The 23,404-nt window shown below is 50.6% G+C and carries 16 protein-coding genes; 10 read left to right on the forward strand and 6 right to left on the reverse strand.

The genetic code is table 11. The features are described 5' to 3' along the window. The first annotated feature begins 94 nt into the window (after positions 1-94). From proB to B7990_RS02530, 4 genes are all read left to right on the forward strand, one after another. Positions 95-1,234: a glutamate 5-kinase gene (gene proB, locus B7990_RS02515; protein WP_012820033.1), complete on the forward strand. Its 1,140-nt coding sequence runs from the start codon at positions 95-97 to the stop codon at positions 1,232-1,234. 41 nt (positions 1,235-1,275) lie between these two features. Beyond that, positions 1,276-1,980, forward strand: coding sequence for an SMC-Scp complex subunit ScpB (scpB, locus tag B7990_RS02520; RefSeq protein ID WP_012820032.1), 705 nt, complete (start codon positions 1,276-1,278; stop codon positions 1,978-1,980). Further along, complete coding sequence (gene mutS / locus B7990_RS02525; protein ID WP_088639465.1) at positions 1,980-4,619, forward strand: DNA mismatch repair protein MutS; 2,640 nt, start codon at positions 1,980-1,982, stop codon at positions 4,617-4,619. The genes scpB and mutS overlap by 1 nt, the downstream gene beginning before the upstream one ends. Positions 4,620-4,811: 192 nt before the next feature. Beyond that, the gene (locus tag B7990_RS02530; RefSeq protein WP_254917289.1) at positions 4,812-5,294 is read left to right on the forward strand and encodes a hypothetical protein; all 483 of its coding nucleotides are present in this window, start codon (positions 4,812-4,814) and stop codon (positions 5,292-5,294) included. A 47-nt stretch (positions 5,295-5,341) separates the two neighbouring features. Here B7990_RS02530 and B7990_RS02535 read toward each other — a convergent pair whose 3' ends face one another. From B7990_RS02535 to B7990_RS02545, 3 genes are all read right to left on the reverse strand, one after another. Then, the gene (locus tag B7990_RS02535) at positions 5,342-5,809 is read right to left on the reverse strand and encodes a RidA family protein (protein ID WP_072828233.1); all 468 of its coding nucleotides are present in this window, start codon (positions 5,807-5,809) and stop codon (positions 5,342-5,344) included. Between the two features lie 266 nt (positions 5,810-6,075). Further along, positions 6,076-9,474, reverse strand: coding sequence for an MFS transporter (locus B7990_RS02540; protein WP_088639467.1), 3,399 nt, complete (start codon positions 9,472-9,474; stop codon positions 6,076-6,078). A 245-nt stretch (positions 9,475-9,719) separates the two neighbouring features. Next, positions 9,720-11,405 carry a sodium-dependent transporter gene (locus B7990_RS02545; RefSeq protein ID WP_088639468.1) on the reverse strand — a complete coding sequence of 562 codons (1,686 nt, stop codon included), beginning with the start codon at positions 11,403-11,405 and terminating at the stop codon, positions 9,720-9,722. A gap of 165 nt (positions 11,406-11,570) precedes the next feature. Here B7990_RS02545 and B7990_RS02550 point away from each other — a divergent pair, with 165 nt between their 5' ends. Then, on the forward strand, positions 11,571-12,317 hold the full coding sequence (locus B7990_RS02550; RefSeq protein WP_088639469.1) for a fibrobacter succinogenes major paralogous domain-containing protein: 747 nt from the start codon (positions 11,571-11,573) through the stop codon (positions 12,315-12,317). A 140-nt stretch (positions 12,318-12,457) separates the two neighbouring features. Here B7990_RS02550 and typA read toward each other — a convergent pair whose 3' ends face one another. Further along, entirely contained in the window at positions 12,458-14,293 is a 1,836-nt protein-coding gene (gene typA / locus B7990_RS02555) for a translational GTPase TypA (RefSeq protein WP_088639470.1), read from the reverse strand. Positions 14,294-14,385: 92 nt separating this feature from the next. Here typA and ruvX point away from each other — a divergent pair, with 92 nt between their 5' ends. Next, positions 14,386-14,799: a Holliday junction resolvase RuvX gene (gene ruvX / locus B7990_RS02560; RefSeq protein ID WP_074208275.1), complete on the forward strand. Its 414-nt coding sequence runs from the start codon at positions 14,386-14,388 to the stop codon at positions 14,797-14,799. A 71-nt stretch (positions 14,800-14,870) separates the two neighbouring features. Continuing rightward, a complete protein-coding gene (locus B7990_RS02565) occupies positions 14,871-15,329 on the forward strand; it encodes a hypothetical protein (RefSeq protein WP_073423950.1) in 459 nt (152 codons plus the stop codon). Positions 15,330-15,761: 432 nt separating this feature from the next. Here B7990_RS02565 and B7990_RS02575 read toward each other — a convergent pair whose 3' ends face one another. After that, entirely contained in the window at positions 15,762-17,009 is a 1,248-nt protein-coding gene (locus B7990_RS02575) for a hypothetical protein (protein ID WP_088639473.1), read from the reverse strand. Between the two features lie 111 nt (positions 17,010-17,120). Beyond that, the gene (locus B7990_RS02580; protein ID WP_088639474.1) at positions 17,121-17,612 is read right to left on the reverse strand and encodes a peptide chain release factor-like protein; all 492 of its coding nucleotides are present in this window, start codon (positions 17,610-17,612) and stop codon (positions 17,121-17,123) included. Between B7990_RS02580 and B7990_RS02585 the strand changes: the two genes are divergently transcribed. The 3 genes from B7990_RS02585 (at position 17,607) to B7990_RS02595 (ending at position 23,404) form a co-directional block, all read left to right on the forward strand. After that, complete coding sequence (locus B7990_RS02585) at positions 17,607-18,326, forward strand: hypothetical protein (RefSeq protein WP_088639475.1); 720 nt, start codon at positions 17,607-17,609, stop codon at positions 18,324-18,326. The genes B7990_RS02580 and B7990_RS02585 overlap by 6 nt on opposite strands. Positions 18,327-18,337: 11 nt before the next feature. Further along, positions 18,338-19,222, forward strand: a complete 885-nt coding sequence (locus tag B7990_RS02590; protein ID WP_088639476.1) for a hypothetical protein — start codon at positions 18,338-18,340, stop codon at positions 19,220-19,222. 84 nt (positions 19,223-19,306) lie between these two features. After that, positions 19,307-23,404: a C25 family cysteine peptidase gene (locus B7990_RS02595; protein ID WP_088639477.1), complete on the forward strand. Its 4,098-nt coding sequence runs from the start codon at positions 19,307-19,309 to the stop codon at positions 23,402-23,404.

Here is a 23,404-nt window from a genome sequence, read left to right on the forward strand (position 1 = left end):
AATTCTCTAGTAACTAGCCAAAAGGGCAAAGTAATTAGAAACAGTGCCGAAGGGCACCCTAGTAACTAGAAACTATTAACTAGTAACTAAAAATATGAGTGAATTAAGAAAGAACATTTTAGATGAAGCTCGCCGCGTGGTGGTGAAGATTGGATCTCGCATTCTCGTGGATTCCGAGCGAGGTGGCGTTCGTACGCGTTACATCCAGAAGCTCGCGGATTCCGTGGCTCGCTTGATGGATGCCGGCAAGGAAGTCGTCATTGTCACGAGTGGCGCTGTGGGTACTGGCATGGCTGAACTGGGTTACGCTCAAAAGCCGACCGTACTTGCCGAAAAGCAGGCTTGCGCTGCCGTGGGCCAGATTGACCTCATGTATGCTTATCGCGAAATGTTCCGCTGGGTGCAACTCTCCGTCGGTCAGATTCTCTTGTCTGCAGAAGACTTCCGCGACCGTGCACGTTACAAGAATTTACAGAACACCATCAAGGCAATGCTTGCTCGCAAGATTGTTCCGATTATTAACGAGAACGACTCCTTGGCTGTTGCCGAAATCAAGGTGGGCGATAACGACAAGCTTTCGAGCGATGTGGCGCTGTTCTTGGATGCTGACTTGCTCCTCATCTTTACGGATGAAGATGGCTTGTTCGATGACAATCCGAAGAAGAATCCGAACGCCCGCTTGTTGAACTTTGTTCCTGAAATTACGCCTGCCATTTTGGCGCTTGCCGGAAAGCCCGGCGAGGCCGGGTCCGCCGTCAGTACCGGCGGCATGAGGAGCAAGCTCGAAGCCATTCGCAATGTGACGAAGAGTGGCGCGAATGCATTCCTCGCTAGCGGTATGAAGGTCCTCCCGCATCAGGTGTTCTTTGAAAATGCAACAGGTACGTTGTTTGCTGGTTCCAAGAAAAAGCTCAATAGCCGTCAGCGCTGGCTCAGCTTTATCACAACGCCGCGTGGAAGCGTGATTGTCGATGAAGGTGGCGTGAAGGCTTTGCGTGAAAATCATTCGAGTTTGTTGCCGGTTGGCGTGATTGCGGTACAGAAGCATTTCGACAAGGGTGACTTGATTGAAGTCCAGGACGAAAAGAAGAATCCTGTGGCTCGCGGTGTCGCTGGTTTTGATAGCGAAACGCTCAAGCTTGTGCTCCGCAAGAAGACTGCCCAGGTGCATGAAATCTTGGGCAAGAATGTCCCTGATGAACTTATCCACAAGAACGACTTGGTTGTATTCTAACTAGGTGACTTTAGACCGCTTTAGACAAAAGGATCAAACGTATGGCTGAAGATCAGAATGTCGAAGAACTGGCCGAAGAATCGGCGGAACTCCCGAAAGTTGAAAGTAGGGAAGACCTGGCTCGCATTATACAGGCGCTTGTGTTTGCGTCTCCGGATGTCGTGACGCTCAAGAAGCTTCGCGAAATTCTTGGCGATTTTTTGGATGCTCGTTCTGTGGCGGATGCGCTCATCACTGCGAACGATTCTTTGAACAAGATTCAGTCTCCGTTTGAAATTGTGGAACAGGCGGGCGGTTACCGCTTTAGAACACGTGCAAAGTATTATCCGTGGGTGCGCAAGCTCTTCCCGGAAGCAAATGCAAGACGCCTCTCGCAGGCAGCGCTTGAAACGCTTGCCGTGATTGCTTACCAGCAGCCGATTACAAAGGCCGCGATTGAACAGGTTCGTGGCGTTTCTTCTGCGGATGGTCCGATCCGTAACTTGCTTGACAAGGGCTTTATTACTTTGGGCGCAAGAGCAGAAACGGTCGGTAACCCTTACACTTACGTGACCACGCAGGAATTTTTAAAATACTTTGGTATCAATCGCATTCCGGAAGACTTGCCGCGTTTGCGCGAATTCAGTGAACTTTTGGAAGCGGGCGCTTTGGTGCCGCAGTACTCCAAGCCTGATAACGCTCCGGAAGAACCGACTCCGCTCGAAGAATCGACTGACCAGATTGAATTGTCTATGGGAGATGCTTAATGGCCGTTACTCCGTTGATGCAGCAATATTACGAAATCAAGAAAGAAAATCCTGGCTGCATTTTGTTTTTCCGCATGGGCGACTTCTTTGAACTTTTTGAAGATGACGCTGTAATCGCCTCGAAAATTTTAGGTTTAACGCTCACGAGCCGCAATAACGGCGCTTCCGGTGCAACGCCTTTGTGCGGGTTCCCGCACCACGCTGCCGAACGCTATGTGCCCAAGATGGTGGCCGCCGGCTACCGCATCGCCATTTGCGAACAGGTCGAAGACCCGAAACTCGCGAAAGGCATTGTCAAGCGCGACATTGTTGAAATCATCAGCGCCGGCACGGCGATGAACGAAGAAAACCTCAATGCAAAAGAGGCAAATTACCTTTGCGCTTATGTGCCTGCGACAAGCGATGACGGCAAGGGCGGAAACGGCGATGTGGCTGCGTTTGCGATTGCCGATGTGACGACAGGTTACTTGGCCACGTGCCGTAGCAGTGTGCAGGCTTTCGAATGTGAATTCAGCCGCCGCATGCCCAAGGAAATCGTGATTCCCGAAGGAACGACAATCCCTTCGGCGATTATGGACTTGATCAAGGCCGAAAACGTCTTGGTCACTGAACTCCCGGCGATTTTGTTTGCTGAAGACCAGGCGAAGGACGTGCTGTTTACGCACTTCAAGGTTGAAGCGCTTGATGGCCTTGGCTTGGATGGTCGCGTTTTTGAAACGTCCGTGACGGGCGCCTTGCTCCAGTATTTGATCAACCAGAAAAAATCCGAATTGTCGCACTTTACGACGCTCGAGATTTTGAATCTGGACGATTACATGACGCTCGACCCGAGTACGCTCCGCAACTTGGAACTGGTGCGTCCGCTGAATGCTGACGATTATTCCAGTACGCTTTGCTCGGTGCTCGATTTTACGGTGACGGCGATGGGTGGGCGTACGCTCAAGGATTGGGTGAGCCATCCGTTGATTGCTGTGGACCGCATCCGCGAACGTGAAGAAGCGGTGGGCGAGCTTGTCCAGAATCCTGTGGCGCTTGACGAACTCAAGGAATCCTTGACGTCGATTCTCGATATGGAGCGCTTGATGGGCCGTGTCGGTAGCGGTCGTGCAAATGCGCGTGACCTTGCGGGAATGGGTCGTTCCCTTTCGCAGGCATCGAAGGTTGCTGACGTTTTGGAAGGCTTGCATGCGCCACTTTTTGAAGGGCTGCGCGAAACGCTGAATGCGGCAAAGGGCCGTGGCGAAGATTTGCTCAAGTACTTCAATGATGACTTGCCGATGACCGTGCGCGAAGGCGGTATGATCCGCCCGGGTGCAAGTGCTGAACTTGATGCGATGAACGAGGACATCAAGGAACGCCGCGAATGGATTGCTTCGCTGGAAGTTCGCGAACGCGAACGCCTTGGAATCCCGTCATTGAAGGTCGGTTACAACCGCGTGTTCGGTTACTACATCGAAATCACGAAGGCGCAGATGGCAAAGGCCACGCAGCCGATTCCGGACGAGTATATCCGCAAGCAGACAACGGTAAACGGCGAACGCTATATCACGCCGGAAATGAAGGAATGCGAATCCGTCATCAGCAATGCCGAAGTCAACATCCATGCGCTGGAATACAAGATTTTCTGCGAACTTCGCGAACGCGTGAACAGCTGGCGTGCCGAACTCCAAGGCATTGCCGATGCGATTGCTCGCGTGGATAGCTTGTATAGCTTTGCCCGTGCGGCCCGCAAGTACAATTACGTTTGCCCGGAAGTTTTTGAAGGGACGGGTATTGAAATTCGCGGCGGTTTCCATCCGGTGATTGTCGCGGTGAACCCTGATTTGAACTTTGTTCCGAACGATGTGACGCTCTCGCCGGACGGAACGCGACTGATGCTCATTACAGGCCCGAACATGGCCGGTAAATCGACGTACTTGCGCCAGACGGGGCTTATTGTGCTCATGGCGCAGATAGGCTGCTTTGTGCCTGCCGAAAGTGCGCGCATTGGCGTGGTGGACCGCATCTTTACGCGTGTGGGCGCAAGCGACCGCTTGAGCCGTGGTCTCAGTACGTTCATGGTGGAGATGATAGAAACGGCGAACATCTTGCGCAATGCGACGCCGCATAGCCTTGTGCTGCTCGATGAAATCGGTCGTGGTACGAGTACGTTTGACGGACTCTCGATTGCGTGGGCGATTGTCGAGACGCTCCACAGCGAGCCTGCCCGCATGGCGCTCACGCTGTTTGCAACGCACTATCACGAATTGACGGGGCTTGTGGAATCGTTGGAACATGCCGGGAACTTCCAGGTTGCCGTGCAGGAAAAGGGCGACAAGCTCACGTTCTTGCATAAGATTCTCGAAGGCGCTTGCGATTCGAGCTATGGTATTCACGTGGCCGAGATGGCGGGACTCCCACCTAACGTGGTGCGCCGAGCTCGCAAGATTTTGCTCCGTTTGGAAAAGCAGAAGATTGATCCGAGCGACGAGGCGCAAAACAAGAAAATCAAGGCGCAGCCGCAGATGGACTTGTTTGCACCGCCAGACGAAAACACGCTCTTGCTCAAGGATGAAATTCGCAGGCTCAAGCCCGAGGAAATGACCCCGATGCAAGCGCTGCAGCGCCTCATGGACCTGAAGGAAAATTACGGAAAGTAAAGAAGTGGTTAGTAAGCTGTGGTTAGTAAACAGGAATGTAAAAATGCGTGTCATTCCCGACTTGATCGGGTATCACCTTTTCTCCTTTCAAAAGAAGGAGATGCCCGTTCGGTGACGGGCATGACATCACCAAAAACTTCCTACTGCCTACTTCTAACTTCCTACTAACTTATGATCGATTTCGCGGCTTTAATGAACTTTGCTTTTGAGAATCGGCTCTACGAGTCCGAGGTTCATGGCATTGAGCATTGGCATCAGGTGGAGTACAATGGACTCCTCCTGGCGAAAAAGACCGGCGCCGACATTGATGTGGTGCGCTTGTTTGCGATTTTCCATGATTCGCAGCGTTTGGATGATGCTTACGACCGAGAACATGGCGCACGTGGCGCAGAATTTGCACAGCGTTGCCGCGAAGAAAAACGTTTTGAGCTGGACGATGAACGTTTTGGCTGGCTCTATGATGCGTGCCGCCTCCACACGATTCAGCCGCGTACGGGAATTATTACGATTGACACTTGCTTTGATGCGGATCGTCTGGATTTGGGCCGCGTCGGGTTCCCGCTGGATCCCAAGAAAATGGCGACGGAATGGGGTGCAAAAATAGCCCAGAAGTCGCTGACTTCGGGCTATTCCGTATTCCACATGCGCGAGTGGATCCGCAAATTGGTGCTTTAATCCGTCATCCTGGAGCCAAAGGCGATAGGATCCATTATTTCTTGTACTTACTCTGCGATTGCCTGGAACGTGCAGCTGATTTCGACAGCGACGTTCTTCGGAAGCGTCGATACGCCGACTGCCGTACGGGCATGCTTTCCGTTTTCACCGAGAATCTGTACAGCAAGTTCGCTTGCGCCATTCAGCACAATCGGCTGGTCGTGGAAATCGTTTGCGGACTGCACAAAACCCTGGATCTGAACGAGGCGGAGTGTTTCGCCGGCTTTCAACTGCGTGAGGGCGGCGGCAATGTTGTTCAAGAAGCAAATCTGCGCGGCTTCCTTAGCTTTTTCCACAGAAATCTGGTTCGGAACAATACCGGTAAAGGCGGAAAAGTCGCCCTTCACGGACGGCAACTGCCCAGAAACAATAATTGTATCGCCAAAGCGCGTTGCCGGAACATAAGCGGCAACCGGTGCGGGGCAGGCGGGGAGCGTCAGCCCAAGTTCTTGGAATTTAGAGACAATTTGACTCATGTAATCTCCTTGTTTTTGCGCCTTTAATATACAATAATTGAGGTGCGTTTGGGGCGGCGCGATCTTGTTAATTGCTATTCAAAAAATTTTTAGGGAGCCGTTATATTCTAAGGCTATTGGTGGTGCTTATAAAAAAGGTGATGCCCCGTCGGTGCGGGGCATGACACAGATGCGCAGCAGGCATCTCGAATTGTAACTGGATCCTTCGTCCCTTTGGTCCTCAGGATGACATTTAAGATTTGCCTACTGCGGCGCGGCGGTCGCAATTATTTCTTCTCGACGAGTTCCGTGGCGAGCTTCTTCATTCCGTTGAAGTCCCACTTGCCGCTTCCGAGCTTCGGAATGGCTTCGACGCCAAATACAGAACCCGGCTGCATGAGTGGCGGAATGCCCGACTTGCGGAGGCTTCTCGAGATTTCTTCGGTGTCGAGCGTTGCGTCGCCCTTGACGAGGAGCACAATGCGTTCGCCCTTGACTGAATCCGGAACGGCGGTAATGGCGAATTCGTGGTCGCCCAAGATGCCTGTTTCTGCAATGCGGAGTTCCACGGCAGTAAGCGAAATCATTTCGCCGCCGAGCTTTGCGAAGCGGCTGTAGCGACCGAGAATCTTGACGAAGCCGTCTTCGGTGATGGTACACTTGTCTCCGGTCTTGTACCAGCGCCGCCCATCGACTTCAAAAATGACGGCATCAGTTTTAGCTTCATCGCGGAGGTAACCCTTCATCACTTGCGGGCCTGTGATGACGAGCATGCCTTCTTCACCCGGAGCCAAGAATTCGTTTGTCTCGGGGTTAATAATGGCACCTGTAGAACCCGGGACGACCATGCCGATGCTCGATGGGTCACTGCATTTTTCCATCGTCAAGAAGTCATCCAGCAAAACGTTCGGAGCATTGAGCGTGGCAAGCGGCGTGAGTTCCGTGCAACCGTAACCTTCGTAAATGTCCTTGCCGAACTTGAGCTTGAAGGTCTCGCGCATTTCGGGGCGGAGCTTTTCGGCACCGGCAATCACGTAGCGCAAAGAGTCGAGGCACATCGGGTGTACCCAGCGGTTGATGGCGATGGCGCGGAGGAACGTCGGGGTGCCCATGAGGATGGTTGCCTTGTATTCGGCGCATACGCGGGCAAGAGTCTTGATGTCGGTCGGGTCGGGGCAGAGCACCATCGGCACACCGTCCAAAAGCGGCATCATGAATGTCATCGTAAAGCCAAACGAATGGAACAGCGGGAGGAGCGATGTCATCACGTCGGTGCGGCAAAGCCTGATGACGTGATCTCCTTGCTGGGCGTTGGAAATCACGTTCTTGTGCGTGAGTTCTACACCCTTCGGCGTGCCTTCTGAACCGGAGCTGAACAAGATAACAGCATCGTCGCTCAGCTTTGCGGTCGTGAACCAGAGGTCTCTCAAAAGTTTCTTGGGGAACGTTAAGACGATGAACGATTCGAGCAGACGGCAGAATGTGCTGATTTTCTGTTCTTCTTCGTCGATGTAGAACATTTGGCATTTTTCGGCGAGCTGCTTGAAGTCCGGGTTCTTGCCGCAGAGCTTGTCGAAGAAGGCGTGGGACGTGACAATTGTCGAAAGTTCAGCCTTGTCGATGCAACCAATGAGCGTGTCTACAGGCGAGGTGTAGTTCAGGTTGACGGTCGTCTTTCCGCAGCCGAGAATAGACATAATGCCGAGAGCGGCGTCGCGGCTCGTGGGGAGCATGAAGCCTACGTTCTGGTCGTTCTTGGTGAGCGATTTGATCTTTTTGCTGAAGTGGTGGCAGAGGCGGATCATCTCGTAACCATTCACGTGGCGGCCGGCCGGATCAATCAATATTGGGCGGGAACGGCGCTTGCGCATCGCGCGGTACCAGAGCGGGATGATACTTGCGGAATGGTCCATCGCCATGTTCCAGATGTCGGTTCCTAGGTTCTGCAAGTCCTTGCGGATCACGTTTTCGGGCGTGGTGGCGGGGAGAGCCTTGCCGAAACCTACGCTGATGACTCGGTTGAAATACTGCGGGCGGTTCACACATTCGGAGGCGTGGCTGTAGCGGCTGCCCCAAAGACCTTGTATGTAGAACGGGACGATTTGGGCTTCGGTGCCTTCAATAGCCTTTGTGTAATCGAGCGAGAACTTGGATACAAATGGAGTCTTTGATACTTCGCCTTCGGGGAAAATCACGACTGCCTCGCCCTTGAGGAGCGCTTCGTGGATTTTTTCCATCGCTTCACTTGGGTCGCGGCGGTTGATGTCGATGACGGACTTGCCGTGTGCGAACCAGCGCAAATACCAGTCGGCAAAGGTGTTGCGGTTGCTTGCGATGAGAAGCGGGCGCGGGCTTGCCATCTGGAGCACAGCCCAGTCAATAAAGCTGTAGTGCGGACCGACCAAAAGGAGCGGACCAGATTCGGGCATATTCTGGATGCCGTGGACCTTGACCTTATAGCGGAACACGAACGAGAATGCGAAACGCAGTCCAGCGCGCAGGAGCGTCATCGGGGTGCGCTTGAGCGTGAATACGAACGTGAGGGCTAGGATCACGGCGAGGAAGAACAGCTGCTTGTGGAGGCTCAGTTCCGTCATGAGGAAGAGGATGACCTGGAAGCCAAGCAGGATGAACAGGAAGCTCATCTGGATCATGAACGAGACGGCGTGGATGCGGCCCGAGGTGTCGGGGCGCGTGACGTTCTGGATGACCGTGCGGAGGATGACGAATGCGGAACCTGCCCAGAAGGCGATGAACGCATAGAGGAATGCAAGGACGTACTGGTTATTGATGAACGGCGTCACGACCATCGTGATAGAAGATGCAATGGCGGCGAGCGGGATAAGGCCTGTTTCCACGAAGTTCTTGGAGGACTTTGCGGCACTGATCGCGCCAATGATGTAGCCGATTCCCGTAAAGATGAACGTCCACTGGAAAAGAGTCGTGCTCTGTGTACCCGTCATGTTCTGCGAAATCATGATGAGGAACTGCGTCACGCTCCAGAATGCAGCAATGCCGAGCATCGAGAGTTTGAGCATCGGGTTTGACCAGGTCGATGCAAAATTACGTCTGGGCGAGCGGAGTTTGACGAACTTGTTCTGCTTGCAGATGCGGATACAGAACGACGAAATGGCCGCAACGAGGCCCACAGCTGAGAGAATGAAGGGGAGGATCGAGTAGCTGATTGTCGAGCTGTCGTTCGGGCTGTAGTCAAACGTGAGGAAGGATATAATCGTGATGCCGAGCGCCATGAAAATCAGGTGTTTGGCGTTGATTTTCACGAGGTCTTTCCCGTCGGTGATTTCTTTCATGAGGCCGATTTTGGCCGGGTTGAAAATCGAGAGGAAAATGCCGTACAGGAACAAGAGGGCGAATGCGCCAAAGTCAAGTCTTTCGCCGAAGAAGAAGGCGATCAGTAAAACCGAGACCGACATGCCGATGGACGTCCAGCCCATGACTTTGCTTTTGGGGAAGCGGCCGGCAAAGTAACTTGCGACATGCATCATGATGATGCTTGGCGAGAACATGGCGAACTGAAGTAGAAGGCTCAGCCAGAAAAATCTAGTGCCCTCGGAGTTGAAGGTTATCCATCTTTGGAAATGGATGAATAAGCCGAGTTGCATAAATGATGTTAAAAATACAGCAATATAATAGGGAACTTCGCCAGGGCAGGTAGTACGTTTCATATAGGTTGTTTTGTATAAAAATTGTTCAAAATTGCGAGGTAAATATAGTAATGATTGGTTTGGGTATAAAAAGGAGATGCCCGCTCGGAGGCGGGCATGACATTAACGACCAATGGCTAATGACTAACAATTAATGACTACTTCTTAAACACTTTGTAGAAGCAGAATGCGCAGAGACCAATGATGGCGCCCCAAGCGCTCACCATGAAAACGAGTCCGCCCGTAGTGAATTCAGCGTCCATTTTTTAGCCCTCCATGTTTTCGTCAGAGTTACCGATTTCCATCTTCTTGATGCTCTTGCTGCGGCCCTTTTCTGCGGGACCACCCTTGCGCCAGGCATAGGCTATGGCAAGGTTCAAAAGCAAGAACAGCACGAGCAGGAATCCGCGGAATGCCCATGTGAAACCGACTTGCGGGAACGTGTGTCCGAGGAATGTGACCGTTGCGTTCGGGTCTACGTTGCTAAGCGTGATGAACGGGAGGCCGTCCGTGAGTGTGAACGAAACTAAGAGCACAATCAGGTAAATCGGGCAGACGTAAAGGATAATCGGGCGGAGGAAACGCGGGAGCTTGAGAAGCGAGCCATCGTTCATGGTGGCAAAAGCTTCATTTTCGCCCGGTTCCACAACCACTTCGGCTGGGAGGTCGCCATTTTCCTGGGCTTTCTTGGCATTGCGGCGTCCGAGCACGAGGCTAAAGAGAACCGCCTGGATCATGCCTACGAACACGATGAGGTACGTACCGCCCCAGAAGTCGAGTTCATCGACGGTGCCTGCGGCGAGGCCGAAAATAGCGGTGAGGCTACCGATAAAGGTAATCGTGCTGACCGTCGTGACGGACTTTTTACGCGTAAACTTGAGGTCGTCTTCGCAGAAGCTGATGAGCGGCTGGATGATGGAAATGGCGCTTGTGATGCCTGCAAAGAAGAGCATCGTGAACCAAACCGTCTGAAGCACACCGCCGAACGGGAGCGTTCCGAAAACGTAAGGCATCGTCTGGAATCCAAGACCAAACGTGCCGAGCTTCGCGCATTCTTCGATGTTAGCACCTGCGATAAGCACTGCCATCGGGATCACGACCGTACCACCAATAATCACCTCGGCGAAGCCGTTCGTTGCGCTTGCCGTGAGCGAAGAAAGCACGAGGTCTTCTTTCGGTTTGAGGTAGCTTGCGTAGCAGAAAATGATTGCCATACCGAGGCTCATCGTGAAGAACACCTGGCCTGCAGCAGCCATCCAGACTTTCGGGCTTGCAAGTTCCGAGAAATCCGGGTTCCACATGAAGGCAAGACCCTTGCCAATGCCCGGGAGCGTGAGCACGCGGACCACAAGCACAAGGCCCAAAATCAAGAGGATCGGCATGCAAATCTTGTTGGCGCGTTCAATGCCCTTGCGCACACCGAACGAAAGCACAACCATGTTCGCGATGAATGTAATGAGGAAGAAGATGATGGCAACTGGGATGCCTCCGACGCAAGTCTTGAGCATGATGTAGTTGCCGAAGAATTCCGTCATCTTTTCCGGACCCTGCGCGACAACGTCCATCAACGTGCCTGTTGCCGAGTAGAATGCGAATGCCAAAATCCAGGACTGGATAAATCCGTAGTAGAAAATGATGAAAATCGGCGGGAGAAGTCCGAGCGAACCCAGGTACTTTGCCCACTTCTTTTTCTTTTGGAAAATCACGTGGTAGGTACTCGGGGAAGTGCCGTAATTGTGGTAGCCTGCGTAACGGCCGAGCGTCCATTCAATCCAAGCGAGCGGAATCCCGAGGAACACAAACGCAATGAGGTAGGGGATGATGAATGCGCCGCCGCCATTGGTCGCCGCTTGCACAGGGAATCGAAGAAAATTGCCAAGACCGACTGCGGAACCGGCAACTGCGAGGATAACCCCGAGCTTGGAACCCCAGTTTTCACGATTATTTGCCATGTTCTTTTCCTAAAATTTGAGCCGAAACTCAGTGAATATCGTGATAAATTTAGTTATTCCTCGAAAAATGGCAACTTTGAAAAATGTTACGGATGGAGATTTCTTTTTGGGCACAAAAATTCCTATACTTTCAGGTAAAATGAATGAGAGGTCTTATAAAGTATTATGAAAAATGGCGTGTTTTTGCTTGCTTTTTGGTGTGTATTGTTTACTGCTTGTTCCGAAGATTCTCCTACAGAAGTTGTAAATCCTGTGGTTGAATTTACTTTGGGCTCTATGACGGATAGTCGTGATGGTCAAACTTATAAGACTGTGACTATTGGTTCCCAAACGTGGATGGCCGAAAATTTAAATTTTGCCTACACGGGAGTGGCTTTTTATAATGGTGCGTATGCATCTGATTCCACAAGTTGGTGCTATTATAACGCAAAAAGCAATTGCGATATTTATGGCCGCTTATACACTTGGTCTGTAGCAATGGATAGTGCCGGGATTGTTTCTCAGAAAAATGGCGCTGTAGCTTGTGGAGTTGGATCAATGTGTAAGCCAAACAGTCCTCATCGAGGTATTTGCCCCGAAGGGTGGCATGTTCCAACGCAGTCCGAATTTGATGCTTTGTATAAAATGATTGGTGGTAAAAGTACTGCTGGTACAAAGCTAAAATCAATTAGTGGATGGGATGAAGAAAAAAATGGAATAGATGCGTTTGGCTTTGGTCTTTTGCCAGCGGGGTTCCGTTATGATGGTGGACAATATATGGGACTAGGAGAAAATGGTAGTTTATGGTCGGCTTCTGAATATGGAGCTAATGCCGCTATAATCCAGCTTTTTTCTGGTGGAGAATCTTTAGATTCTGGTATGAGTAGTAAATCTGAGGGTTCCAGCCTTCGTTGCGTCAAAGACAACGAATAAGACGAATTTAGCAATGAATCGTTGCTTCAAATGAATTAAAAATCCTGACCTTATGGTCGGGATTTTTTAGTAACTGCGCCGAGGCGAATGCAAAAAAGCACCCCGCAGGGTGCTTCTTTAAGTTTTGCGCGAAACGCGAATTAATCGTCGTCTTCAGCCGGCTTCTTGGACATCTGCTTACGCTTGATCGGGTCGAGCTCGGTCTTGCGGATGCGGAGCACTTCCGGAGTGACTTCGATGCATTCGTCTTCGTTGATGAAGGTCACGCATTCTTCCAAAGTCATGCGGCGGTACGGCGTGAGCTGGATCATGTCGTCAGCGGACTTCGAACGCATGTTGGTGAGGTGCTTGCCCTTCGTGACGTTCACGGTGATATCGACGTCGCGGTTGTGTTCACCCACAATCATGCCCGGATAAACTTCGGCACCCGGACCGATGATGAGGTAGCCACGATCTTCCAAGTTAGAGAGAGCATAGCTTGCAGCTTCGCCCGGTTCCTTGGCGATGAGCACACCGTTGATACGAGACGGAATTTCTCCCTTGTACGGCTGGTATTCCTTGAAGAAGGACTGCGTCACAGCGTAACCCTTGGAAAGGGAGAGGAGCTTCGGACGGATACCGATAAGGCCACGGGAGGGAACGATAAATTCGAGAGAAACGCGGTCGTTTTCGTCGGTGGTCATGTTGACCATTTCGCCCTTGCGCTGCTGGATTTCCTGGATGCAGGCGCCGCTGAATTCGTTCGGAACTTCGACCTTGAAGTCTTCGACCGGTTCCAAAAGCTTGCCGCTTTCGTCTTTCTGGAAAATGACCTGCGGAGAACCGATGGTGAATTCATAAAGTTCACGGCGCATGTTTTCGACGAGAATCGTGAGGTGCAAAATGCCACGGCCAGAAACCTTGAATGTAGATGCGCCTTCTGCCTTTTCGACGAGGAGGGCCGGGTCTGCCATGTGGGCGCGTTCCAAGCGTTCCTGGAGCTGGTTACCCGTCATGAACTTTCCACCGTATTTGCCGGCGAGCGGCGAAGTGTTCACGGTGAAGAGCATGGAGATTGTTGGCGGGTCAATGTGAATACGCGGCAAGTGAACTGGATTGTTCGTAGAAGAAAGCGTATCACCGATATCGAAGTAGTCAAGACCTGCGATGAGGATGATTTCGCCCGGACCAGCTTCTTCGATCGGCTTCGGGGTGAGGCCTTCGTAGCGGAGGAGCTTTTGCGGACGGACGTTCTTGACGGTTCCGTCGGGGAATGCCTGAGCGTAGGTCTGGTTCGGCTTGAATACGCCCTGCTGCACGCGACCCACAGCCAAACGGCCGAGGAAGCTGGAGTATTCGAGGGATGCGATCTGGAGGAGCGGTTCGCCGTTCGGATCGCCCTTCGGAGCCGGGATGCGTTCGATGATCTTGTCCATCAAGATGCTGAAGTCGCCATCCGGGTCTTCAAGTTCGGCGCGGCAAATGCCCTTACGGCCACTGCCAAAAACTCTGTCGAAATCGAGCTGTTCTTCGGTAGCATCGAGTTCGCAGAACAAGTCAAAGACCTTGTCCAAGGCGAGGAGCGGGTTACAACCGTCACGGTCGATCTTGTTCACGACGATGATCGGGGTAAGGCCGAGTTCCAAAGCCTTCTTCGTCACGAAGCGGGTCTGGGCCATGGGGCCTTCGAATGCGTCAACGACCAGAAGAACGCCATCGACTGTACCCAAAACGCGTTCCACCTGGCCACCGAAGTCGGCGTGCCCCGGGGTATCGACGATGTTCACGCGGTATCCCTTGTACATCACGCTCGTGTTTTTGGAGAGGATGGTAATGCCGCGTTCGCGTTCAAGGTTGTCGGAGTCCATCACGCGGTCCACGATTTCTTCACCTTCATGGAAGGTTCCGCACTGTTTGAGGAGCTGGTTCACCAGGGTAGTTTTACCGTGGTCAACGTGGGCGATGATGGCAACGTTTCTGATTTTTGATTGATCCATATTTTACCGTTTGGCTTTAATTTTCGGCGCAAAGATAGAAAAGTAAGTGAATTTTTGCAATATTTGACGTTTCGTATTCTATATTTAGGGGCGTGAATTATTTGGCTTTGGATTACGGAGAGCATCGTGTCGGGGTCGCTTTTGGCGATTCCGAACTCAAGATGGCGTTTTCGCGCGAGACGATTGACCAGAAGACGACGAACCTGTTCGAACGTCTGGACCAACTCGTGCGCCTCAACAAGATTGACGAATTTGTCGTCGGGATGCCTTACCACCCGGATGGCCGCAAGGATGGCAAGAACGTGGTGGTGGAGGCCTTTATCAAGGATTTGGCGTTGCGATTCCCGGGAATGAAAATCCATACGCAGGATGAATCGTACTCCAGCGTTCAGGCGCAGGAGTTCACCTCGTACATGAGCAAAAAGAAAAAGCAGAAGAACAAGGCCATTATCGACCGCACCGCCGCCGCTATAATATTGCAACGATGGTTTGATGAGAACCCCTAACCACTTCGCTTTTTCGTCATTCTGAGCGTAGCGAAGAATCCAGTTAAGTTACTTTTTACTATATTTTAATCATGGCTAAAGAAATCGATAATTTTGATGATGAAGAAATGGACGAAGCCAACGGTGCGATGCTCGATGCATTGAACGCCGAAGAAAACTTTGTTCCGCAAGTCCGTGACTACAGCGACCGCCGCATCCTGATCTGGGAAGAAGACGATGTCCGCCGTGAAGCCTGCCTCGAAGTCCTTTCGGACTTGCTCGTGGGCGCCTACTTCAAGGCTGTGAAGACCGAAGAAGAAGCTCTCCAGCAGCTCGAAGAAGACGACTGGGATACGTTCGTCGTGGACTTCTACACCGAAGGCGTTTCCGTCAGCGATTTCATCAAGCGTGTGAACAACTATCCGGGTTCTATCCTCGTCGCCATCAACATGGGTCCGCTCACGCTCCCGGAAGAACGTGAACCGGCCAAGGCCGAAAACTTGCGCCGCCTGTTCGACATCGAACGCGCCAGCTCCCAGATCCACGCTTAAGCATTGTCATGCCCACCGCTGAGCGGGCACCTCCTTCTTGTCCTGACGCTTCACTCTCGTCATCCTGACGCCGAAGGCGGAAGGACCCGCTAAAGTCTTGTTAATTGCAAAAGGTCGCCCCAAAACGGGACGACCTTGTTATTTGTCATGCCGGACTCTCTCTCGTCATTCTGAGCGTAGCGAAGACAACTCAGAAGGCGAGTATGCCCCAAGGCGAAAATGCCTTAAGGCGAGAGATGCAAGATAGCTTGCTATCTTATATCCGAGCCGATAGCATGATGCGAAGCATCTATGCCGCAGTTGTGCTTGCACAAATATGGCTGAGCCGTTTAGCAAGACGCGAAGCGTCAATGTTGCGACCATGCTTGCATGGTCATAACCGAGCCAAAGAGTTGGGGCTTTGCCCCATCCAGTGACGATCCGTTTTAATCGTTAATTCCCGCAGGCAGAAATCACGCCCGGCGTAGGTGCGTCCGTGCACCAGGAATCCGGCTCATCGCGCTTGTTCCAGAGCCCGATGTTTAACTGCAAACTCTTTGGTGCTGTTGCCGAGGAGCTTCCAACGGGCAAGGGGGCGCTGTGGAGCGTATCGGCCTTGCCGTAGTACAGCGAGTCGAGAATATTCCCGTTGCATTGCAACACAAGTGATCCCGAGGATTTGCCAAATGCCGGCATCTTTTCGGTATGCATGTAGAATCCAGCGATGTCCGCTGATTCATGATCCCCCACGACAAGGACTTCGTTGGGTGGAAGCTCTAGAGTTGCTATTTCTGCGGCGCCGCTTGCGTTTGATGTTTTCCCTAAGGAACATTTGTCCAAAATGAGCGTGTCTGTGCTGCCATTGTAGAGTTCTACAAAATTGTATTGCGAGGAATCCTTTGCGTTTGTCCATACAAAGAATTCACTGACCACGATGTCGTTCTTGCCCGGAACGCGTTTCGTTGCAGGGAGCTTGAGCGATACATGCAAGTTTACTTCTTTTGCAAGTTCGATGGCTAGCGCGATTTTGCTACGCAGCGATTCTATCTGGAAACTTGGAATAGGCGAATTTTCATCGAGCGTGAACTTGTCGTTCAGGCTGAAGATCGGTTTCCCGCTTTCGTCTTGCATCGCTATTGTTATCTGATATTCGCGGTTAAGCTTGAGTTCGTCGCTTGTGAACGAGACGCTATCCGAATCAAATATCATGGGGTAGGTGAAGGTCTCGTCTTTGCTTGTGAGAATCATTTCTCCTTTCTTGATTCCTGCCGGGTTTCCAAAGCCGATCGGAATTTTTACATAGACAAATCCGACGAGCGCATGCATCGGAATCTTTAAATTCACGGTTGCGCCGGCATCAATAGCGGTTGTGATATCGCCTTCCTGCATCAATGCCCCGTTTGCGTAAAGCTTTGCCTTAAAAGTCCAGTTCTCGCTTGGGAAAACATCGAGATTGAACGAATTGGTTTCGGCGGAATTTACGAAATGGAGTGTGTCTGGGCCAAAGCAGTCCAGCACGAGACTGTCGAGCAGCGGCGTTTCGGAGTAATCCAGGTTGAGTGCGACTTTTGCTGTTTCGCCAATCTGGATTGTATCGAGGGGCGATTCTGCACGGGAATCGCCGGAGCAATTCCACAGGGCAAGGGCTGTTAATGCTGTAGCCGCGCAGCGGCAGGCGTGTTTTCTGATCATAGGACTCATATAACCTCCTGATTGTTTGGGTGGTCCTACTTACTTAACACGCACGAGCGGGCGTTTTATTCCCCCTGCTTTTATGTAAAATTAATTTGACAAAAACTTGTGGGAACGCTATTACAAATGCAACTTGCTTTTCCCGTTTTCCACGCGGTTGCCCTGTAATTTCGCGGCGCATGATTTGTCCTGGCGCAGTATTTTCACGAGCGCACTTGGGCTAAGCCCGAATGCAGCCGCTGCGGCTTTCGTGTCGCCGTTCTTTGTAGCCATGATATCAAAAACATGGGCCACAAACAGCGGAAACAGCGGATTGCTCGGTTGAATGTGCCCGTTGCTTCCCGGGAATTTCATCTCGACCTCGGGAGGATCTTCGCGTACGTTCAGCGCAAGCGCCATTTGCATGCGGTGCAGCGCGTGAATCTTGTTCTCTTTTGCGCTCCTGCTTTCGGAAGACTTAATTTCTAAATTATATTGTTGTAACGAAAGATGAACGCCAGTATTGGTCTTGTTCCTGTGCTGACCGCCGGGGCCGCTGCCTTGATAGCCTTTCAGGGAACAGGCGCGTAAAAGTTCATCCAGATTCATTTTGAGGTAGGTATCGCGATGCATGTACTGAAAAATAAAATTGTTCTTGCGCTTTTGGTGGGCGCTTTTGCGTTAATGGCAGGTTGTGCGGGTTCTTCCAGCAACACTTCAAATGAACTGACTGAAACGGCGGCAGTCCGTGATGCCAAGGTGAAGGCGCAAGAGTCCGATAAGCTTACCATGCTTGAAAACACGTTCACGCTTTTCAAGGAGTCGGTCAAGAACCATGCTCCGTCCGATGTCTTGCTTGATTTTTTGACGGATCCTTCGGAATCCTGGCTCGACGAACTTGAAAGCCATGCCAGATCTTACGATGCAGCTTCGATAGACACTTGCCAGTTCTATGAAGCTTATGCCATCGTGCTCTATAGGCTGTTCGAACGCGAACACCTCTGGACGGTACCAGATTACCGTATGCTCTATTTGCTCCTTTACGAAAGCGAATTCCTGGATCTTGTGGACCGTGTAAACATGGGACCGTTTGAAATCAAGAATGATCGAGGAAGCGTCGGGCTTGCGTCTAGTCCGAAGGTCCCGATAATGCTTTTCAACTGGGACGACACCAAGTGGAAGCTGGACCTTATTGAAACTCTTCCATTAATCACTAAGGGTATTGAAGCGACTGCTGCAAAGAAAAACTGGACAGGCGCAAAGCTTGCTCTTTATTGGCTCGACAAGAAATACCACTTGCAGTATTCACGCCTGGATGAATCGTTGTTCGAGCCGATTGGGTTCTAGTGGAGACTGCTATGCGTAAGTTGCTTGCTGTCCTTGTCTTTTTCACGGTATGTGCAACATTCTCCTTTGCGGCCCCGGTGGCTTCCGCGAAAGCGAACGTGAACTCATCAACAAAAATCTACGGTGCTGTAGAAGCTAAGGAGGGCTTTGCTGGAGGGCGCCTTTTTGATGTCCTTGATTCTGTTGGCGGCTCTGGAACGTGGATGGAATGGGACGTGAACGGCGTCCGAGACCCTTCGGTGATGAAGGCTATAGACCCTCTTTTGAACTCTTCGAACAAGCCGAAGATGATCTGGGCCATTACAGAACGCGAAAAGCCTTTGCTTGCTGTGCTTTTGCCGAAGGGCGCAGGCGAGGTTATCGTGTTTTACGAGCTTGGCGCCTTTGATGCGAAACCGGTTCCGCTGAAACTCAACAAGGTCCTTACGCCTGATGTCGTGTTCAGGGATTACAGACAAATTTCTGAAAAAGAATTTGTGCACTTGGATCGTTCGAACTTGAAGATCCTGGTAACGGACAAGTTAATCCGCTTTACCTACGACAATCCGGACAAGACTCCACTTCGTTACGATCCCGATTTTGCAACGAAAACGCTTGTTGACAAGCATGCCGAAGTGAATGATTATTTGGGTTTCTTAAGGTATGAATATTCGATGATGCTCCGCGCTTTTGTCCAGTCCACCCGCGGTATTTTTAACTGGCAACCGTGGCATTGGTATATGGACAAGTGGAACTCGAAATTCATGATTACGCCAAAGGAAATCGAGATGATCCTTTCCAAAGGCGTTCCTCCTGAATATATAACCGTCTTTAAGGCTAAGGCGTCGGGGGGAGAGATGGTCGAAATGCGCACGACGGGCAACGGATTTCTCGAAATGGTCATTACAAGGCCATAATTTTAGCTTTTAACAGTTCTTACCCTTTGCCGTTCTCGCCACCGGCGGGAAATTCTATTTTCTTTTTTTACTATTTTAGAATTTGTGAAATCTATCATTAAAAAATTTCAGATTCTACTGGTTGCCTGTGCAACGGTCTCCAGCATGGCTTCTTCTGTCATAGAAGATTCCAAGAAACATTTTATCTTAGACGACGAGGTCCTTGATACGTCTAAAGAATCTTGTGAAGACGGTTCGGGAATGCGCTTTGCTCCCGAAAATGCTTTTTACATGGATTCTAGCAGGGTGCCGTACCGCTATTACCGAGTGGCACTTCCGTCAGGCGATATGCCTTCGGTCTCGGTAACCAACAATAAGCTTGTTGCGCTTGGAACTTCGTACTGCAAGTCTACTCCCGTAAAGTCCCAGACCGTCTCGGTTTCAAAACCGTACCTTAAGGATAATCTGTGGATGGCCGATGTGCTGGTTCCGCTATATGTAAAGCAGGCCGGCTCCATAGCCCTTCGCAAGGATTTCCGCTTGAATGTCGATTTTGCAAGTGCTTCGGCAAGTGGCCGCAATCCGGGCGCTCGTGCACTTATGCAGGTGGTGAACTCGAAGTCCGCCGCGCAGTTTGGAACGGCCGCACCCCGTACGGCCCTGCGCCGTGAAGCGGCTTCTGAAATCGATGGCGTTGTCAAGCTTGCCAAACTGGTTGTTGGCGACAAGGATATGGCGACATTCCGCGAAGATGGCTTGTATGCTGTTGGTTTCAATTCCCTTCTGAAATTCACAAGCCGTGATGACTTGAGCGGAATTCCCGTAGAAAAAATTTGCGTTTACGGAGCCTCGCCGGATACGCTTCCTGACATGGGGCCAGGAGCCAAGCTCCGTAGCCCGAACCAGCTCTTCGAACTGCCCATAACAGTTGATGACCGCAATTCTAACGGCATCTTTGATGAAGGCGATTCCCTTTATTTCGTGGGATATGGCAATGCGTTTTGGAAAAGGATCGATTCGGAAGAAGAAAATTATCCCAAAACGAACATGAACTATTTCCATTCATATTCTCCGTATTCTTTTTACCAGCATTTTATTCTCGGGTATAAAGAAGTGGGGAAGGGCGAACGCCTTGGAACTCTTGCTCAGCCGAAATCGACGCCGAAAAGTATTGAGTGGCTTAGGTATGTGCGAGCCGAGAAAGATGAACTCTTGATCGATACCTATTACGGCAAATCGCTCGATTGGGAAAAAACAACTGGAAAAGAGTGGTTCTGGAAATGGCATGATAAAAATGAAACTACGGTCGTTACGGACTTGAATGCGGAATCGCAGATCGTGGACCTGCCTGGGCTTGTCAAGGATGGCAAGGGATTTGCGTCTGTTACCTATTTCCCGCTTCGCTCGATAAATTCAAGCAGTGGTGTGGATCAGTCGATTGGCTATATGTCTGATAGTGCTTACTCATCGCGGATGAAGTCGATTCATTTTAAGCTGAGTGTCAATGGCGAACAGCATTCAAAGGATCGTGCAGACACCTTTTACTGGTCCGATGGCGTCTTGTTGCCGGGAGGGAACTTCGCTATGGAGTTCAAATCCCTCAAGGCTTCTGGGAACGAGTATGAATTGACCATGCTTCCGAACGAAAACCAATACGACCGCTTTGATGGCGTTTCCGTAGCCTACCAGTGGGATCCGGCTTCTGTGTCTATCGATTCTGCGGAATGGCTATTGCCTGGGTTTGCGACCGGAATTGTTCGGATCCCTGTCGGTAAAGATTCCGATCTGCGCCTGATGAAGTTTGTGAACTTTAAGCCGGTTGGACTTCTGAAAATTTCGAATGGAACCGCTATCGATAGTATTGGCTTTAATGAAGATGTTCGATACTTGCTTTATAACGAGAAGGACCGCCGTAACTCCACTCTCAGTATTGAAGCTATACCTGCGCCATCCCCAAATGCAGTCCAGAAGCTTGCGCAGATTTCATCTAAGACGGAATACCTGATTATTACGCCAGAAGAATTCCTTGAACCGGCGGAAGATCTTGCTTCGTTCCGTTCCAGTGATTCTGCGATAAGCCCGCTTGTCACAGCCGTTGTTGCTGTAGAAAACATTTACAGGCATTACACCGGTGGATCTCCTTCTCCGATTGCGATTCGAAACTACATCGCCTACGCTCGAAGTGTCTGCCCGGATTTGCGGTTTGTGTTGCTCGCTGGTTCTGGCCATTATGACTATCGAGGCGTTAATCCTAGACTCGGAAAAAATTATATGCCTCCGTTTGAAAAGGAGTCGGCGGTGACCGAAGACTTTTTTGCGGTCCTGGATTCTGGAGAAATGGTTAGAAGTCCCCGCATATATGATGTAGACCTTGCTGTTGGCCGTATTCCTGTATCGTCCGTCGATGAATTTTATACGTACAACGAAAAAGCTCGTGATTACGAAAAAGTGGGCCGTTTTGATCATGGGGAATGGAGGTCTACGATGCTGCTTGGGGCTGATGATGCCCGCAATAGCGGTGCGGTAGATAGGATTGCACATACCGAAGACCAGGAAATGTTGGCCAGGACGATTGATGCGATTTCAGATAAACTTAATTATCGTATGAACATGAAAAAGGTTTATCTCCTGAATTACGAGTATGATGCCGCTGGACAGAAACAGGAAGCAAATAACGATTTCCTGAATATTATGAATCAGGGTGCCTTGATGACCATATATTACGGTCATGGATCCAAGTCCACATTGGCTTCGGAAGGCTTGTTCAGAACATCGGACATTGCAAAGCTTTCTAATGAAAAAAAATACACGATAATAAGTTCGTTTGCATGTACCGTGGGACGCTTTGATGAAGGGGATTCTAGGTCAATGACTGAAGCTATGGTCCTTCAGAAAAGCGCAGGCGCTATTGCTGGAATTGGTGCGGCTCGTGAAACGTATGAATCTTACAATAATCAATTTTCGAAGAACTTGATAAATAACGCTTTGTCCAAAGACGGAAATTATCTTGGTGTCGCCTATATGCTAGCTAAGGATAATGTTGTTCATAACCGTCAGGAATCGGATTCGCATGATAATGTGCATAATACGGAACATTATGTGTTTATGGGCGAACCTGTGATTCAGTTGCCTTTGGCGAAAATGAAGATTACTCTTGATTCGCCGGTGAAGTCCATCAAGGCTCTTGATAAAATGAAACTTTCTGGAAAAGTGTCCGGAATGACTTCGGGAAACATCGCCCTTACGCTTAGGGAAGGCCGTTATACGAAGGCTCTTGACTTGATTTCTATCGAAAAGATTATTGATGTGAATTATGATGGCGCGCTTATTTATTCAGAAGTCGTTCCCGTTGCCGATGGACGTTTTGAAACGGAATTCGTGACTCCGAAGAAGTTGAATATCGGCGATTCGCTTGCGGAATTCCGCGCATGGGCATTCTCGTCGAAAGAACCTGCTGTTGGGCGCTATCTTGAAAAGAATATTAAGATAACTGGTATTTCTAACTATGCAGATTCCTTGAATGATAATACTCCGCCGACGATCAAGATCCAGTCTTGCAATGCCGGGGAATTGACATCGTTTGCCGATAATCAGTATGTGAAATTGAGGACCCCGGCCTGTTTGCAGGTTGTTGTTGAAGATGAAACAGCTTTGGATTACCGTGAACAGGCCGATGAAGGCATTTCTTTTGAAATGGTCGGGCTTGAAAACCCCTATCATCCGGCTCCATTCTTGGAACAGTCCTCGAAACGTGCTGTTGCCCGCAAGTCGTTAACGACGGAAGCGTATCCGGCTGGCGATTACACGTTCAGGGTCCGTGCCCTGGATGTGCTTGGAAACATTGCGATAAAGACCGTCAATGTCCAGATTATAGAAGATTTGCAGACCGGGCTTGCCGATGTATTCAATGTCCCGAATCCGATGGGCAAGAAGGGGACGACGTTCTACTTTAAGAACCTTTCTGTAGACAAGGACCCGGAAGTGACGATTTTCATCTATAACCAGCATGGTAGACTTGTCAAGGTCATTAAGGATGCCAAATCTGGCGTAACGCATTGGAATGGCAAGGACAATTATGGCCGGTTGCTTGCCAATGGGCTGTATCACTATGTTGTCCGAAGCAAGGCGAAAGTTAGCGTTTCGGATTCTAAAACAAAAAATAAAACTTGGACTAAAAAACAAAAACTGTTGATCTCGAGGTAA

This window comes from Fibrobacter sp. UWB4 (assembly GCF_002210345.1).
Classification (GTDB): domain Bacteria; phylum Fibrobacterota; class Fibrobacteria; order Fibrobacterales; family Fibrobacteraceae; genus Fibrobacter.